13 protein-coding genes are annotated in these 14,997 nt (G+C 58.1%); 3 read left to right on the forward strand and 10 right to left on the reverse strand.

Translation table 11 applies throughout. The features are described from left to right. Window positions 1-6 precede the first annotated feature (6 nt). The 8 genes from AC097N_RS07405 to AC097N_RS07440 form a co-directional block, all read right to left on the reverse strand. The gene (locus AC097N_RS07405; RefSeq protein ID WP_479580253.1) at window positions 7-327 is read right to left on the reverse strand and encodes a hypothetical protein; all 321 of its coding nucleotides are present in this window, start codon (window positions 325-327) and stop codon (window positions 7-9) included. An 87-nt stretch (window positions 328-414) separates the two neighbouring features. Further along, on the reverse strand, window positions 415-1,620 hold the full coding sequence (locus tag AC097N_RS07410) for a class I SAM-dependent methyltransferase (RefSeq protein WP_479580254.1): 1,206 nt from the start codon (window positions 1,618-1,620) through the stop codon (window positions 415-417). A 260-nt stretch (window positions 1,621-1,880) separates the two neighbouring features. After that, entirely contained in the window at window positions 1,881-3,731 is a 1,851-nt protein-coding gene (locus AC097N_RS07415; RefSeq protein WP_479580255.1) for a sensor domain-containing diguanylate cyclase, read from the reverse strand. Then, window positions 3,718-5,994, reverse strand: coding sequence for a chemotaxis protein CheB (locus AC097N_RS07420; RefSeq protein ID WP_479580382.1), 2,277 nt, complete (start codon window positions 5,992-5,994; stop codon window positions 3,718-3,720). Before AC097N_RS07420 ends, AC097N_RS07415 begins: the two co-directional genes overlap by 14 nt. A 128-nt stretch (window positions 5,995-6,122) precedes the next feature. Then, complete coding sequence (locus AC097N_RS07425) at window positions 6,123-6,668, reverse strand: universal stress protein (protein WP_479580256.1); 546 nt, start codon at window positions 6,666-6,668, stop codon at window positions 6,123-6,125. A gap of 5 nt (window positions 6,669-6,673) precedes the next feature. Further along, window positions 6,674-7,432, reverse strand: coding sequence for a Crp/Fnr family transcriptional regulator (locus AC097N_RS07430; RefSeq protein ID WP_479580257.1), 759 nt, complete (start codon window positions 7,430-7,432; stop codon window positions 6,674-6,676). A 166-nt stretch (window positions 7,433-7,598) separates the two neighbouring features. Continuing rightward, window positions 7,599-8,240 carry a response regulator gene (locus tag AC097N_RS07435; RefSeq protein WP_479580258.1) on the reverse strand — a complete coding sequence of 214 codons (642 nt, stop codon included), beginning with the start codon at window positions 8,238-8,240 and terminating at the stop codon, window positions 7,599-7,601. Continuing rightward, window positions 8,237-10,048: a PAS domain-containing sensor histidine kinase gene (locus AC097N_RS07440; RefSeq protein WP_479580259.1), complete on the reverse strand. Its 1,812-nt coding sequence runs from the start codon at window positions 10,046-10,048 to the stop codon at window positions 8,237-8,239. The genes AC097N_RS07435 and AC097N_RS07440 overlap by 4 nt, the downstream gene beginning before the upstream one ends. Before the next feature lie 199 nt (window positions 10,049-10,247). On the opposite strand from AC097N_RS07440, the gene AC097N_RS07445 reads away from it, so the two are divergent. From AC097N_RS07445 to AC097N_RS07455, 3 genes are read left to right on the forward strand one after another with little or no spacing between them, the layout of a single operon-like run. Further along, entirely contained in the window at window positions 10,248-11,438 is a 1,191-nt protein-coding gene (locus AC097N_RS07445; RefSeq protein WP_479580260.1) for a multidrug effflux MFS transporter, read from the forward strand. After that, window positions 11,428-12,444: a tRNA (adenosine(37)-N6)-dimethylallyltransferase MiaA gene (miaA, locus tag AC097N_RS07450; protein WP_479580261.1), complete on the forward strand. Its 1,017-nt coding sequence runs from the start codon at window positions 11,428-11,430 to the stop codon at window positions 12,442-12,444. Before AC097N_RS07445 ends, miaA begins: the two co-directional genes overlap by 11 nt. Beyond that, window positions 12,441-13,091 carry an ABC transporter ATP-binding protein gene (locus tag AC097N_RS07455; protein WP_479580262.1) on the forward strand — a complete coding sequence of 217 codons (651 nt, stop codon included), beginning with the start codon at window positions 12,441-12,443 and terminating at the stop codon, window positions 13,089-13,091. The genes miaA and AC097N_RS07455 overlap by 4 nt, the downstream gene beginning before the upstream one ends. Window positions 13,092-13,105: 14 nt before the next feature. On the opposite strand, the gene AC097N_RS07460 is transcribed toward AC097N_RS07455, so the two are convergent. Then, entirely contained in the window at window positions 13,106-13,768 is a 663-nt protein-coding gene (locus AC097N_RS07460; RefSeq protein ID WP_479580263.1) for a transaldolase family protein, read from the reverse strand. Next, entirely contained in the window at window positions 13,765-14,988 is a 1,224-nt protein-coding gene (locus AC097N_RS07465) for an ROK family transcriptional regulator (RefSeq protein ID WP_479580264.1), read from the reverse strand. The genes AC097N_RS07460 and AC097N_RS07465 overlap by 4 nt, the downstream gene beginning before the upstream one ends. Window positions 14,989-14,997 lie beyond the last annotated feature (9 nt).

The raw sequence follows: 14,997 nt of genomic DNA on the forward strand, positions 1-14,997 counted from the left end.
GACCACTCAATCCTGCCCGAATCGGGGGCGCGACTGGCCTTCGGCAGGCTCTCCGGTTTCAGGGTCTATCCAGTCCGAGATGCCGATTTCGTCCTCCGCCTCTTGCAGGGTTTCGCCGGGGCCGACCTCTTCTTCGTCATCGAAAGCCTCCATGTCAGCCAGGGCCAAATCCACGGTATCGAAGGGTCCAAACTCTTGCCGACCATCAGGGACCTGCCAGTAATACCCGTCAGGCCGCGCCATGATCTGATCCATTCGGCTGTCGGACAGCACGTCATCCTCAGTCGCCGAATCTTTCTCAACAGGTGTCGTAGGCACATTGCGCATCATGTTCCTCCTTGGAATCCGAATCCACCATTAGCAATGAAGACTATACGCTTTGCGTTTGACATTCGCCTATGGCCTTTTTTAAAATCAGGCGTTGTACATGTATTCACGTGTCAACGGCTGTTGCAGCAATGCCGTGTACTCAGACTTGCTGCAAAGCACCTGGTAAAGATTCATCCACCCCTGGGCGAACCCAAAAGCACAACCAGCAAGATAAATCTGCCAGATTCGGTACCGTCGTTCACCCACCATCGAGGCGGCCGCTTCCCGATTTGACTCAAGCTTGTCAGACCAAGCCTCGCAAGTGAGCGCATAGTGCCTGCGTAAAGACTCCACATCCAGCACTTCCAGCCCCGCACCGGCCATCTCCTTTAAAGCCAGTGACACGTGCGGCAATTCTCCGTACGGAAATACGTAACGGTCAATGAATTCGCCCGCGCCCAACGCCATCCAGCGGCTCTCCACATCACTGGTCGTGATGCCGTGGTTAAGCACCATGCCATCATTTTTCAAGAGCCTGTGCACAGCCCCGAAATAAGCCGACAGGTTATTCAGGCCAACATGCTCAAACATGCCAACGCTGGCTATTTTGTCGTAGGAGCCGGTCTCTCTCAGGTCACGGTAATCGCACAGAAGTACCTTGCACTGCCCTGCCAGGTTCAGCGCCTCAATTTTCCTGCGCGTGAATTGAAACTGATTTTCAGAGAGCGTGATTCCGGTGGCCAGCACACCATATTTCTGAACAGCCCGGGTGATCAGCGCGCCCCAACCACACCCAATATCAAGAAGCTTATCCCCCTCTTTGAGTTGAAGCTTGTTCAGAATATGGTCAATCTTTTGCATCTGCGCAGCATCGAGCGTGTCCTTTTCATCGCGATAGTAGCCACAGGAATAAACCATGCTTTCGTCCAGGAACAGGGAATAAAAATCATTGTCCAGGTCATAGTGATATTGAACCGCCTTTCGGTCTCGTACTTGACTACGGCCACCAGGCCAACGCGTCGACCTTGAGACCTTGGCGGGCATGTTTCGGGCCAAGTCCTGCGCAACCTTGAAAACGTTTTTTGATGACCCCTCTACATGGATATGCCCCTCCACAAAGGCCTCCCCCAAGGTGTTGAGGTTTGGAGAAATGAAATAGCGCAGTGCAGACGAATTCGGGATTCTCACCGTCACGCTGGGATCGCTGCCAAGGTCAAACTGCCGTCCGTTCCAAAGTTCGATCCGCAGTGGAATGACGCATTGGTCACGAAATTGATCAAAGACTTTCAAAAACCGTTTTTCGAAAAACATAGGGTCTCCATCGTCCGGATGTCTGCTGGCAAAGGGCACACGCGCTGAAACAATATTCAGACTTGTGCCGTCCGAGGCGCTTGCGATTTGTCAAACTTGGCAAGGAACGCCGAACTTGCGCGCCTCACATGATCCATCATCGTCATTCAACGAGTCAGGCCCATGCGGCACCCCGACGCATGCTGACGCCTTCAAAATCGAGACATTCTTGCCCGAGAAATCAAAGCGCCGCTGCCGAACAATGGTTTGGAACCGGGTGCTTACTGCAGGCCAATCTCAAGACGGTTGCGCCCATTTTTTTTGGCCCGGTACAACGCCGCATCTGCCAGTCCCAGCAAAGCCGAGAAAGTGGTCTCCCCGGACAAACATCCCGCCCCGATGCTGACCGTATATCTCACCTGATCTTGTCCCACCTGCACAGGCAAGGCGCGCACATTCTCGATAATTCGGTGTGTCAGGGCACTGCCCCCTTCCAGCGTGGTGTTGGGTAACAAAACAGCAAACTCCTCCCCCCCCAGGCGACCAATGAAATCGGACTCCCGCAAGACGCTAGTCACCGTCTGTACAAATGCCTGCAAAACAGCGTCACCCGCCGCATGACCGTATTTGTCATTGATGAGTTTGAAATGGTCAAGGTCCAGCATCAACACCATGAGCGGCAATTCGTAACGGATTGATCGCGTCAACTCCTGCTCAGCCAAATTCAGGAAATGGCGCCGTCCCAGAGCACCCGTCAATGTGTCCGTGTTGGCGAGGATCATGCTGGCAAGTTCAGCTGCTTTGAGCTTGGTGACATCCTCATGGCTCACGACGAGGCGTTCAGCCATGTCATGCACCGAGGTAACTTTCATCAGGAACCAACGCTTGTCCAACGGAGAAAAGAAGGGCTGCGGCAACTGAAAGCTGGAAGCTTCGCTGCTTGCCACCGACGCCATTCCCTCTGCAGCAGCCTGCACCGTATTCTGATCGTTGCCGGTCAGACGCTCCAAAATTTTCAGATAGTTGCCCCCGATGAATCCTGTCTTATCCAGAAATTCATTTTCCACGGCGTACTTTTGCCAAGCCGCGTTGGTTTGAAGTACCGTTCCATGCCGATCCAATACAGCAGTTTGGGCCGATAGAGAATCAAACAAAGCCTCCTGGAATCGAACAGACACCCGCAATTCTTCTTCTATCCGTTTCCTGCTCGTGATATCAACATGCGTACCAATCATGCGCACGGGTTTGCCTTCATCGTCGCGACTGACGATGGCGCCACGGCACAAAATCCATTTCCAGCTGCCGTCTTTGCACTTCGCCCGAAACTCCTGAATGCAGCTGGCTGCCTTTCCATTCATGTAGGCTTGAATCATCGCCATCAGCGGTGGCTTGTCATCTGAATAGACACGCTCCATCAAATGCTCCAGGTGGTTCCCGTATTCATGCCTGGAATAACCGTAGAGTTCCTCGAATCGTCTTGAAAACACCATCTCGCCATTCAACAAATTCCAGTCCCAAACCCCATCACCTGCAGCTTCCAGAGCCAGCTTCCAGCGCTCTGCGCTTAATCTCAACTTTTCTTCCACCTGCTTGCGTTGAGTGATATCCACCAGGACCACTTGCCAGCCTTCGTCCTCAGGCAGCATGACCACCCAGATTTGCACAAAAATCGCAAGAGTCCCGTTTCTCGAAATTGAAACCTCGCCACCCTGAAGGTCCCTGGTTTTTTGGGCATTGCTCAACAACTCGTTGAACACAGAACGCTCTGCGTTAGATACGAAGAAGCCAAATTGGCACCCCAATAACCTCGCGCGCTCCTCACCAAGCAAACTCGCACCTGCAAGATTCAGTTTGGTGATGGTGCCTGCCGGGTCCAGCGACACAATACCCACAGGTGCAAAGTCATACAGTTCACTGCTTTGGCCCAACGCAAGCTCGAGCTGGGCCCTGGCCAGATTCAAGTGCTCGTTTTGCAGTTCCAATTCAATTTGATGAATTTCCAACTCTTCAAACAGCTGCTGAACGTCAAGGAGTGTCAAGGCAGCCGTGGCGCTGATTTTGTGACCACTCAACCTCGCCTGTGCCAGCCGGCGTAATTCCTCAGCATCGACCGGATTTTTACGGTAACCCATGGCTGGCGCCCTCGGATTTTGATTGATCCGCCAACACCTGAAGCACATCTTTGGCGGCTCTCAATTCGGCTTCGAGCTTCTTGCTGACAGAGATATCCGAGAAGGTGATAACAAGGCCGTCAATCCGGTTTTCCTGCGTTCGATACGGCATGATCCGGACTTTGAACCAACGCCCATCGGTGGTAGGCACGTCTGTCTCGTGAAAGACCAGTGTACGCAAGACCTCCCTGGCGTCGTCCACCATCTCAGGGTAAAGAAGGTCGGTCACGATGTCGGTGATCGGACGCCCGGTGTCTACCGGAATGAGCTTGATGATGCGCGTCATCTGCGTCGTGAAGCGTTGCACATTCAGCGCAGTGTCCAGAAACAAGGTCGAAATCTCGGTGCTATCAAGCAGGTTGCGCATGTCGTCGCTGGCACGCGACAGCTCTGCCACCTTGGCTTGCAACTCATGGTTGATCGTCTGCATCTCTTCGCGAACCGACTTGGACTCCTCGCGAGACTGTTGCAATTCTCTGATCGCGACTTCCAGCCGGGCGCTCTCTTCCGTCGCGCTCTCAGAGTCACCGTTCAACCTCCTGCGCCGCGGCGGTACAACATCGTGAAAAACAATCAGCGCCATTCCACGCAGCCCGGCGGGCTCTTCCAGAGGCTGCACCACGACATCCACGTATTGCGCAGGGCCATGGCTGCTGATCTTTATTTTTTTGAGGGTGACGACATTTTTTTGCAGCATGGCCTGATGGAAAGCCTCGCTCAAAGCCTGGTTGAGCCCGTCGCGCGCCATGGCGAACAAATTCAGACTGGGCTTGCCCGAGGCGGGTTCCAGATACTTGCCCGTCTTTCCGCTGAAGAAAAGCATGTCGCCCTGGTCCGTGACCAGAACGGCGGCAGGTGCATAGCGCTGTAAAACCAGTTTTTCAACCAGCAATTGAAGATTGGCTGGCGGGGGCAACAAACCGCCCTGACCGGTCACCACACCCTCTGTATATCTCGTGTGCGAGTTGGCAAAGGCCAATGGAAAGCCTACCGGCAAAACACGCACGGCTGCATCCAGCCGGCGGTAAATCCGAGTCTTGCCTGCCAGCGACGAAAACAAATGGGTTGCTGAGCCAGTCGACTCGGCGCTGCCCAGTATCAACACACCGTTGGGGTTCAGGCTGCAATGAAAAAGCTGCTGCAATTTGGACTGCAACTCCGACTCCAGATAAATCAACAGGTTGCGGCAGCTCAACAAATCGAGCTTGGTAAAGGGGGGGTCCGCAATGATGTTTTGCTCGGCAAAAATCACCATTTCACGAATTTCATTGCATACCCTGTAGCAGCCCGCCTCCTCCCCGGTGGAGCAACCTGGAACCCAAGCGCGTAGCACACCCCCGTCGGGGTAAGCCGCCAGCAATGCCGGCATGACTTCGGTCTTGAGTTGATCCCACACGGCGGGGTCGCGAAAAAAGCTCGTAACACCAATTAACATTTCACCAAACAGCAACGCCGACTCTTGGGGACTTTCGCGCAAATAGCGCAGATAGTCCGTGAGTCGAGCCAATTGATGCAAACCCATGCGCAGCTCAATACGCCGAGCAATGGTGCTTTTTTTATACAGAGAAAAGTCATGGCCCGTCTGCAGGCGCAGCAAGACAATCACCTTGTCCAACATGCCATTGTCTTTGTGATCGACCTCGGCCTTGCTTTCAGTGGCGTCCTGAAGCTGAACCCGGCCGATGTAAGCCAGAATCTTGCCCGGCAATTCGTGGGCATTCGCAATCACATCCGCCACACCCGCATGGATGGCGCTGCGTGGCATGCCGTCAAACTGCGCCGAAGCGGGCGACTGGACAAAACAGGCACCGGCGGCTTGCCGGATGGCACGCAAACCCAGTGTTCCATCCGATCCCATGCCGGAGAGAATGACGCCTATGCTGTCCTGCTGACGATCATCAGCAAGGGATTTGAAAAAGAAATCAATTGGCAGGCGTAAAGCACGTGGTTCGGGAAGCGCCAGCAGATGCAGCGCCCCGTGCAACAAAGACAGGTCCTGGCCTGGTGGTATGACATACACATGGTCTGGCTCGACCCGCATCTGGTCACGAACTTCAACGACCGGCATGGGCGTATGAAGCTGCAGCAACTCAACCAGCATGCCGTGCCGGTGAGGGTCCAGATGCTGAACTATCACATAGGCCATGCCACTTTTGGTAGGTACATGTGACAAAAACTGCTGCAACGCTTGCAGCCCACCCGCAGAAGCACCAATTCCGACCACTGGAAAAGGCGTGTCTCCAACACCTGTATTATTTTTTTCCAATCAATCCCCACATGCAATTTTTATACGAAAAGCACTGCTACTTTGACTGTAACTTTTGCAGCTTGCCGTGTAAATGGGGATATGTCTCAAGGTTCAATAGCGTTATGTCGCATCAGGCCTTCCGCATGCGTAATTTCGTCAGGCGTTGAGCGATCAACCATGACCGGGATGGAGGCCAGTGTGAGTGTTTTGAGGGCCACGCTGCCCAGAAAGACCCTGGACAAGCCACTGCGACCATGCGAACCCATGAAGATAAACCCGCAGTTTTCGCGCTTCGCCGCATCAACAATCGCCTGGGAAGGCGCAGAGTTGAATTCGATTCTGGTGCTGACACTCACCCCTTGCGCCTCTGCCACCTTGGCAATCACACCCAGATAACGTTCGGCAATGGCCCGGCATTGGGCTTCGTAGTCCGCCTCGGACGGATATTCAAAGGGAATGCCTCCCAAGTAGACCGGGTACTGGTAGAGAGGAATCGAATGAAAGGCCACCAACCGGGCAACCAGGCGTTTGGCCAACTCCACCGCTTTGAGTGCCGCCGCAATGGACAACGCAGACCCATCCGTTGGCGCAAGAATGCTGTCAAATTTGGGATTAACCCGCTGGATCGGAACCACATTGCCAGTGGCCATGACCGCTAGCTCTCAAACTTGCGCAATGCATCCATATCGAGAATTCTGATTTCGCGCCGCTCCACCGCAATAATCCCAAGATGATCCAGAGACGAAAACGCACGGCTGACGGTCTCCAGGGTCACGTTGAGGTGATTGCCAATGTCACGCCGCGTCATGGGCAGCGTAAACCGGTTGGGCGAATAACCCATGGCATTGAAACGCTCTGACTGAATGCGCAGAAACCGCGCCACCCGCGCCTCGGACTTCGCGGAATGAGACAAGGCGTAGGCAGTTTGCTCCTGCACGATTTCGCGGCTGATGGCCCAGTAAGCCATGCGTTCAATGTCGTTGCAACCTCGGCCGGGCGAAAACAATTCTTCTGATGGAATCTTGATCAAATCGCAATCGGTCAGAGCGACCACTTCGCTCAGGTATTTGTTTTTGCAAATACCGTCAAAGCCCAAAAGATCACCCTTCATGGGGAAGGTCAATACATGCTCTGCACCATCCAGGTGCGTCATGGATGTTTTCAAAGCCCCCAAGCGCACGATGTAAAGCCCTTCAAACGGCTGCCCCATACGCAAAGCGGACTGGCCGACCTTCAGGCGACGCCGCCGGAACAGGCTGGTGTTGTCGGTTTCGTGCACATGGCCATCAAACTGCAACAAATCCAGAACTTCCTGAAAACTTGACCAGCGCTCGTCGCTCTCCAGCTTCAGTGCAGACGGCTTGGGCAAGGGCTGCCAGCGGCTCGTACTCGGTACGGTTTGGACGTTCAACATGTTTTTCTCCCCTTTTTGGATGCCTCGCCCGGAGTGGCGTTTGGGTCATTCCTCGGGTGCAACTTTATGATTTGCATCAAGTTCCGTCTGTAGGGAGATATCAACAACTCGGGTAGTCCAACGCTGACATCAAGCGCAAACGCAGCGACTGGCGGAACTTATGGAGTCACGGCGCTTCAGCGTCAATCAGCTTGAGGCGAATGGCCATGCGAACCAGGCCGGGCACATCACTGACGCCCAACTTGGCCATCAGCCGGCTGCGGTAAGTGGCCACAGTTTTGGGCGACAAGTGAAGCTCCAGCCCGATCTCGGCACTGGACTGTCCGGTAACCACCATGGTGATGATCTGGCGCTCACGTGGCGACAAAGTGTTCAACGGGTCTGCATCGTCTTCCTGGGTAAAAACCTGCATCGCCAGATCGGCCACTTCAGCCCCGAGGTATTTCTTGCCCTGCACCGCCGAGGCAATCGCGCTCATGAGGTCACTGCCGGCAGAGCCTTTAAGCACATAGGCACTTGCGCCCATGCGCAGCGCCTCCGCCACGTGGCGGGGCTGAGCCGACATGGTCAGCACCACGCTACGGGTTGGCAACTGGCGGCGCTGCAGTTCCGCCAGCAACTCAAACCCGGAGCGCCCGCCCAAATTCAAGTCCAGCAGCAAGACCTCCGGATTCAGACGCTGCAACTCAAACAGTGCCTGCATAGGGTCGGCTGACTCGCCAACCACCTGGTGACCTTTGGCTTCAAGCAACGCACGCAAGCCCTCGCGCATGAGCTGGTGGTCATCCACCAGGTACAAGCGGGTCATGGCGAGGACTTCCAGCGAAAGCTCACGCGGGTGCCTTTGGCATCACCGGGACTGACTGTCACAGTCGCGCCAATGGCCTGCGCCCGCTCATGCATACCGAGGATGCCCAGATGACCGGTATGAATCGGCTTGTCGGTTGCCATGCCGGCACCATCATCCGCAACGTCCAGTTGCAAGGACGATGCGTTGCCGCCCAACCGGACCGAGACCATCGCGGCGCCCGAGTGGCGAAACGTGTTTTCCACAGCCTCGCGGGCCACCATGAAGGCAGCGTATTCAACCTCCGTTGGCCAGCGCAGCAAGGCCACCGCTGGCAGCACATGAATGGAAATATCAATCCCCGGCTGCGCCAGGGAGCGGTTGCGAAGCTCGTTATCAAGCGCAGCGGCCAGGCCCTGTTCTTCCAGCAAGGGCGGGCGCAAATCCATCAGGACCTGGCGAACCTGGCGTATGGCTTGACCAATAAGCGTGCCTATTTGCCCTTGCAAACGGTCATAGACTGACGATGTTTCCTTGGGTTGCAAGTCAGCCAGTGTTTCATGGGCCATGCGAATGGCCGCGAGGGTCTGGCCCAGCTGGTCATGCAGCGACTGGGCCAGCCGCTTCACCAGTATCCGCTCCTGTGTCATCAGCCTTTGCGTCAGGTCAGACAGCCGCGCTCGCGACTCCTGAAAGGCAGCGTCGGCCCGCACTCGCGCAGAAACATCGCGTAAATTGGCAATCATCAGCTTTTTTTGACGAATCGTGACCTGAGAAATCGTGACCTCCAGATCGACCTCCAAACCATCCGACCGCAGGCCCTTGACCATACCCAGCCCCATCATCCGGCGGGAAACACCGGTTTGCGCAAACACATGGCGCTGACCCTGATGAACGGCGCGAAAGCGCTCGGGCAGCAGCAACTCCACGCTCTGGCCCAGCATGCTCTCGCGGCTGCGGCGAAAAATTCGTTCAGCCCCCGGGTTGAACATCTTGATCCGGCCGTCATGATCAACGCTGATGACGGCATCGGTGGTGGTGTTGACCACGGCGGACAGAGTCTCCTGCTCCTCCAGCAGGCGCTGATTGGCCTCATGCCGTTCGGTCACATCACGAAAATAGACCGCAAGACCCTGCACCGATGGATAGACGTCTACGGCCAGCCAGCTGCCAAAAGGCGCGTAAAACCCCTCAAAACTGGCCGTGTGCTCCTGCGTCATCGCACGCTCAGCTTCCGTCTGAAAGGCTGTTCCCAGCGCCTGCGGAAAAACCTCCCAGATATTGCACCCCAACAGGGCCTCTCTTGGATGGCGCAAGAGCTCTTCAGCGCGGGTGTTGACGTAAGTAAAACGGTAGTCCAGGTCGAGCGTGAAGAAGGCATCGCTGATGCTCTCCAGTGTGGTCGTGAGGCGAAGGGTCAGGTCACACAAGGACTGCTCGGCCCGATGCTGCTCGGTTCTGTCCGTCACGCGCACCAGGCGGGCGTGAACCCCTTCGAAGCGGATGTCCTGCGTCACCGTCTCGACTTCAATGGGCACCCCCTCGCGGTTCATATGCTGCCAAAGGCTGAGTTCAGGTTGTACCCCCAAAGGCTGCTTGACATGCGCCTGAACCTGCTCGACGTGGTCTTCATGGTAGAGGTCCAACAGGGTCAGGCCAACAAACTCATTCTTGTCATACCCGTACAGCGCCAATGCCGCCTCGTTGACGGCCAGCATGCTCAGGGTCTGAACGTCATAAACCCACATCGGCAATGGATTTTTCTCAAAAAGCAGTTGGTAACTGATCTGTAGCTTTTTTTGCGATGATGCCTCGGTGGAGTTATCCATGCGCTTGGGCTCAGCAACGACGGACGCAGAGATAGATCATCATGAACCTGATTAAATGACAAATGTACGAAGAAAATCTTACAGGAGACTACGCGCCCCGTATAGATCAAACCCCTCTTGCGACTTGTCAACTCCCGGGGGTTCGTCGGTGTTGATCTGATAACCTCGGACGGATGTCCTTTCTCCCCCCATCCGCACCATGCAGCCCGGCCTGACTGTCCTGATCCTGTCCCTGCTGCTTGGCTTGCAGCCCATCACCACCGACCTGTACCTGCCCGCCCTGCCCGCGTTGACCGAAGGCTTTGGCGCGCCCATGGCACAAGCCCAGCTGACGCTGACCGCCTTGCTCCTGGCCTTTGGCCTGTCGCAGCTCATCTGGGGACCGCTGTCAGACCGCTTTGGCCGACGCCCCATCCTGCTGGTGGGCATGTCGGCCTATGTGCTCGCGTCGGTGGCAAGCACACTGGCCCCCACCATGGACACGCTGATTTTCTGGCGCGCTGTGCAAGGTGCCGCCATGGGCGCAGGCGTCATGTGCGCGCGGGCCGTCGTGCGTGACCTGTACACCCCGGTGCAGGGGGCACGCGTCATGTCCAAGGGCTTAAGCGGTTTGGGCGTGATTGCCTGCATCAGTGCGCCACTGGGCGGGCTGCTGTCGGACCTGTACAGCTGGCGCGCCGCCCTGATGGCACCGGCCGTCTTCGGTGCGGTGAGCCTGGTGATGGTGGCACTGCGCTTTGTCGAGACCGTGCCTCAAAAGAACCTGCGGGCGCTTGAACCTGCGACGCTGGTCGGCACCTGGTGGCGCATCTTGAGCAACCCCACTTTTCTGGCGTTTTCCGCCCTGTCGGCAGCATCCTACGGCGGCCTGTTCACTTTTCTGGCCACATCCTCCTTTGTATTTATCAAGGTGCTCGGCCTGAGCAAAACACAGTATGGCCTGGTGATGCTGGCGAACTCGTTTTTCTATATTTTGGGCACTTTTTTGTGCCGGCGCCTGCTGCCGCGCTTCGGCGTTCGCCGCGCCGTGGCACTGGCGGGTGGGCTGTCGCTGGCGGGTGGCACAGCCATGGGAGTTCTGGCGCTGGCGGGGCTGCACAGCCCCTGGGCCATCATGCTGCCGCAATCGCTGTACATGCTGGCGCATGGCATTCACCAGCCGTGCGGGCAAAGCGGATCCGTCGGCCCCTTCCCCCAATCAGCAGGTGCCGCCTCGGCCTTGAACGGTTTTTTGATGATGGTCACCGCCTTCGCGATGGGCGGCTGGCTGGGTAACAACATGGACGGCACGGTGCTTCCCCTGGTGCTTGGCATCTGGTTCTGGAGCGCACTGCTTGCCCTGTCGGCCTGGACACTGGTTCAAAAGTTTGGCGCCAGCAGTGAACACTGAGAACCACGCCGCCGTGGGGCACAACACCTTTCGCTACCTGTCACTGGCCGGACCGACAGCCTCGGGCAAAACAGCCGCCGCGCTGGCCATTGCGCAGCGCTTTCCGGTGGAAATCATCAGTGTGGACTCCGCATTGGTGTACCGCGGCATGGACATTGGCACGGCCAAACCCACCGCAGCTGAACTGTCCTCGGTGCCGCACCACCTGATTGACATCCGCGACCCCTTGCAGGCCTACAGCGCCGCCGAGTTTGTGGCCGATGCCCGCGCCCTCATGGCGGACATCACCACCCGCGGCAAGCTACCCTTGCTGGTGGGCGGCACCATGTTGTATTTCAAGGCGCTGGCCAGTGGGCTGGACGCCATGCCCAAGGCCGACCCCGCCGTTCGCGCCGTGCTGGAGGAAGAAGCGCGCCACTTGGGCTGGCCGGCCATGCACGCCGCGCTGGCGCTGGTTGACCCGGTCACCGCCGCCCGCCTGAACCCGGCGGATTCGCAGCGGGTTCAGCGTGCGCTGGAAGTTTTCAGGATTTCAGGGCAGCCGCTGTCTTCTTTTCACACTACAAAAATGATAGCTACTCCCGCACAGAGTACGGGGGCTACAGGCCAAAAAGACCAAAAAACAAGTGGCGATGACACCCTGTTGATTTCCCTGGAACCGCAGGACCGGGCCTGGCTGCATGAACGCATTGCCCAGCGCTTTGACACCATGCTGGCCAGCGGCTTTCTGGATGAGGTCAAAACGCTGCGCGCACGCGGCGACCTGCATGCCGATTTGCCCGCCATGCGCTGCGTCGGCTACCGCCAGGCTTGGGAAGCGCTTGACGGGCAGTGGCCCATGAACGAACTGCGCGACAAAGGCATATTTGCCACGCGCCAGCTGGCCAAACGCCAGATCACCTGGCTGCGCTCCATGCCCCAGCGCCAGGTGGTGGCCAGCGATGACCCCAACGCGCTGGCGCAGGTCTTAACCGCCGCCCAGGCTTTTCTCGAAAGCAGCCCGTGAGCCTGGTCGTCACTGATTTGAGCAAACACTACGGCGAGGTGCCGGTGTTCAACCATGTGTCACTGACCGTGGCGCCGGGTGAGTTTGTGGCCATCGTGGGCGAATCTGGCGTGGGCAAGTCCACGTTACTCAACTGCATGGCCGGACTCGACGCTTGGGACAGCGGCACGGTTGTGCTGGACGGGTTGGACCTGGGGCAACTCAATGACGACAGCCTGGCCCGCATGCGCCGCGAAAAAACGGGCTTTGTGTTCCAGGCCTTTCACGTGCTGCCGCACCTGGACGTGGCACAAAACATAGCCCTGCCCCTGATGCTGCTGGGCCAGCACGATGATGCCCGTGTGCAAACCATGCTGGAAGCGGTGGGGCTGGCGGGCCTGGGCCAGCGCCTGCCGCAGCAACTGAGCGGCGGGCAACTCCAGCGCGTGGCGATTGCGCGTGCGCTCATTCACCGTCCCACCCTGCTGCTGGCCGACGAGCCCACTGGCAACCTCGACCCGACGACCTCGGCCAAGGTCATGGATGCGCTGATTGCGCAAACCCGCGACCATGGGGCCTCCATGGTGCTCGTCACCCACTCACAAGCCGCAGCCTCCCGGGCCGACCGCATCTTGAAGTTGTCCGCAGACGGGCTTGGCCCGGTCTGAACCCGCCAGCCTGGTCAGGCCAGGCTGGATGCGACATCCCGGTCGAACTGGGCCATGGCGGTCTGGGTCAAGGCATCTCCCGACCAGGCGATCAGGCTGGCAGGGGGCAGTGTCACCGCCGCCGCACCACAGCCGATCAGCTTGGCCAGCACATCCGGCGACTTGATGCTGGCGGCCAACAAGGCGGGGCCGTTGGCCTGCACAGCCACACAGGCGTCCATCAAGGCCCAGACATCACGGCCATCAGCCGCCAGGCGACCGACATAAGGCGCGACATAGGCGGCCTTTAGCGATTGAGCCCACAGCAGCTGCACAGGATTGGACAAGCCGGTCAACAGAATGGCCTGCCCTGCTTGCTGCACGGCCTCAATACACGGCAGCCAATCGGGATGGCAGGGCAGCTTGATGGTCAGGCGCACCTGCATGCGCTGAGCAGCCGCACGCAGGCGCTCCAGCCATTGCAGGGCTTGCACGGGGTCGCTGGATGGGAGTTGCAGCATGAGTTCGGCCAGGCCGTGGTCGCCAGCGGCCTGAATCAATCGCTCATAAGTGGCCAGGGTGACGGGCAAGCCGGCCTGAAAGACCAGACTGGGGTTGGTGGTCACGCCCTGCACGGCGGGGCAGCCAGCGGGCAATGCCCAGGTATCGACCTGGGCGGTATCGAGGTAAATTTTCACACGAGGTCCTGCTTGAGGAAGATGTCTTTGACGGGGAAAAATTGGGTATGCAGCGGCAGGAGTGAGCCGCCCATCGCCCGGGCGTGAGGACCAATCTGGCCCGCCATCACGGTGGGGGCGTTCAAACCCTCCAGGTTGTAGCAGGTGAGGTAGTCCCGCGTCGACTTGATCAGGGCTTCAATCAATGAACGGCCCAGCGAGCCATCAATCACCACCGCGTCCAGATCGACCAGGGCCGTGGCACTGATGACGGTCATGGCCAGCGCACGGCTGGCCTGCGCCAGCCAGGGAGCGGTGAAGGCCTCGTAGGCCAGGTCCATGATGCTGTCCTGGTGCACCAGCTGCGGATCGAAACCAGCTTTTTCCAGCGCCTGCTCCAGCTGCCAGCCCGAGGCCAGTTGCAGGAGCTGGGGTGGTTTGTAGCCCTTGTCGCCCAGACCGGTCGGCATGGAGCCAATGGCCCCGGCATTGCCGCGCGGCCCGGCCATGATGTGCCCGGCCAGCACCAGCCCGCCGCCCACAAAAGTGCCCACGAAGACGTAGAGAAAACTCTCCACATCGCGCCCATGCCCTTGCAGCATTTCAGCCATGCAGGCGGCCGTGGTGTCCTTGGCGAACTCAACGGGCAAATCGGTCAGCGCCTGCACGGCGCCCAGCATGTCGATATTTTCCCAGCGCAACAGCGCCTGCCCGGCCGCACCGCCCAGCAGATCGGACCACTTGTCCAAAAACAGGGGCGACGTCAGACCGATACCCACGGTACGCGCCCAGTCATCCCCCATCGTGGCCTGCATGTCGGCCAGGCCTTTTTTGATGTTGGGCAGCACCACATCCGGGTCAGGAAAGGGGTAGTGAAACTGCAGGCGGTGGCGTGGCTGGCCCAAAAAGTCAGACACCAGCACCTCCAGGCTGCGCCGCCCGACCTGCAGCCCCAGGCTGAAGGCGCCATCGGGGTTGAGCGACATGGGCACGGAGGGCTGGCCAATCTTGCCGCGGATGCGCGCCTGTTTGATCAACAGTCCGTCTTCAAACAGGCGGTTCACGATGATGGACACCGTTTGCGTGGACAGCTGGGTCAGGCGGGCCAGGTCGGCTTTGGCGATGGCGCCATGGTGGCGGATAGCCTGCAGCACGATGCGCTCGTTGAACTGGCGCATCCCGGTGTGGTTGGAGCCGCGCATCTGGCGCGGGTCACGGACGAAAGCAGGCGTGGCGTTCAAAGAAAAATC

Source organism: Rhodoferax sp. LS1R11 (assembly GCF_056521395.1).

Excerpts from the sequence above, each read along its gene's own strand:
- AC097N_RS07435 (WP_479580258.1), bottom strand. The coding sequence starts at position 8,240 with ATGACCCGCTTGTACCTGGTGGATGACCACCAGCTCATGCGCGAGGGC.
- AC097N_RS07445 (WP_479580260.1), top strand. The coding sequence starts at position 10,248 with ATGCAGCCCGGCCTGACTGTCCTGATCCTGTCCCTGCTGCTTGGCTTG.
- AC097N_RS07405 (WP_479580253.1), bottom strand. The coding sequence starts at position 327 with ATGCGCAATGTGCCTACGACACCTGTTGAGAAAGATTCGGCGACTGAG.
- AC097N_RS07425 (WP_479580256.1), bottom strand. The coding sequence starts at position 6,668 with ATGGCCACTGGCAATGTGGTTCCGATCCAGCGGGTTAATCCCAAATTT.
- AC097N_RS07410 (WP_479580254.1), bottom strand. The coding sequence starts at position 1,620 with ATGTTTTTCGAAAAACGGTTTTTGAAAGTCTTTGATCAATTTCGTGAC.
- AC097N_RS07430 (WP_479580257.1), bottom strand. The coding sequence starts at position 7,432 with ATGTTGAACGTCCAAACCGTACCGAGTACGAGCCGCTGGCAGCCCTTG.
- AC097N_RS07440 (WP_479580259.1), bottom strand. The coding sequence starts at position 10,048 with ATGGATAACTCCACCGAGGCATCATCGCAAAAAAAGCTACAGATCAGT.
- AC097N_RS07415 (WP_479580255.1), bottom strand. The coding sequence starts at position 3,731 with ATGGGTTACCGTAAAAATCCGGTCGATGCTGAGGAATTACGCCGGCTG.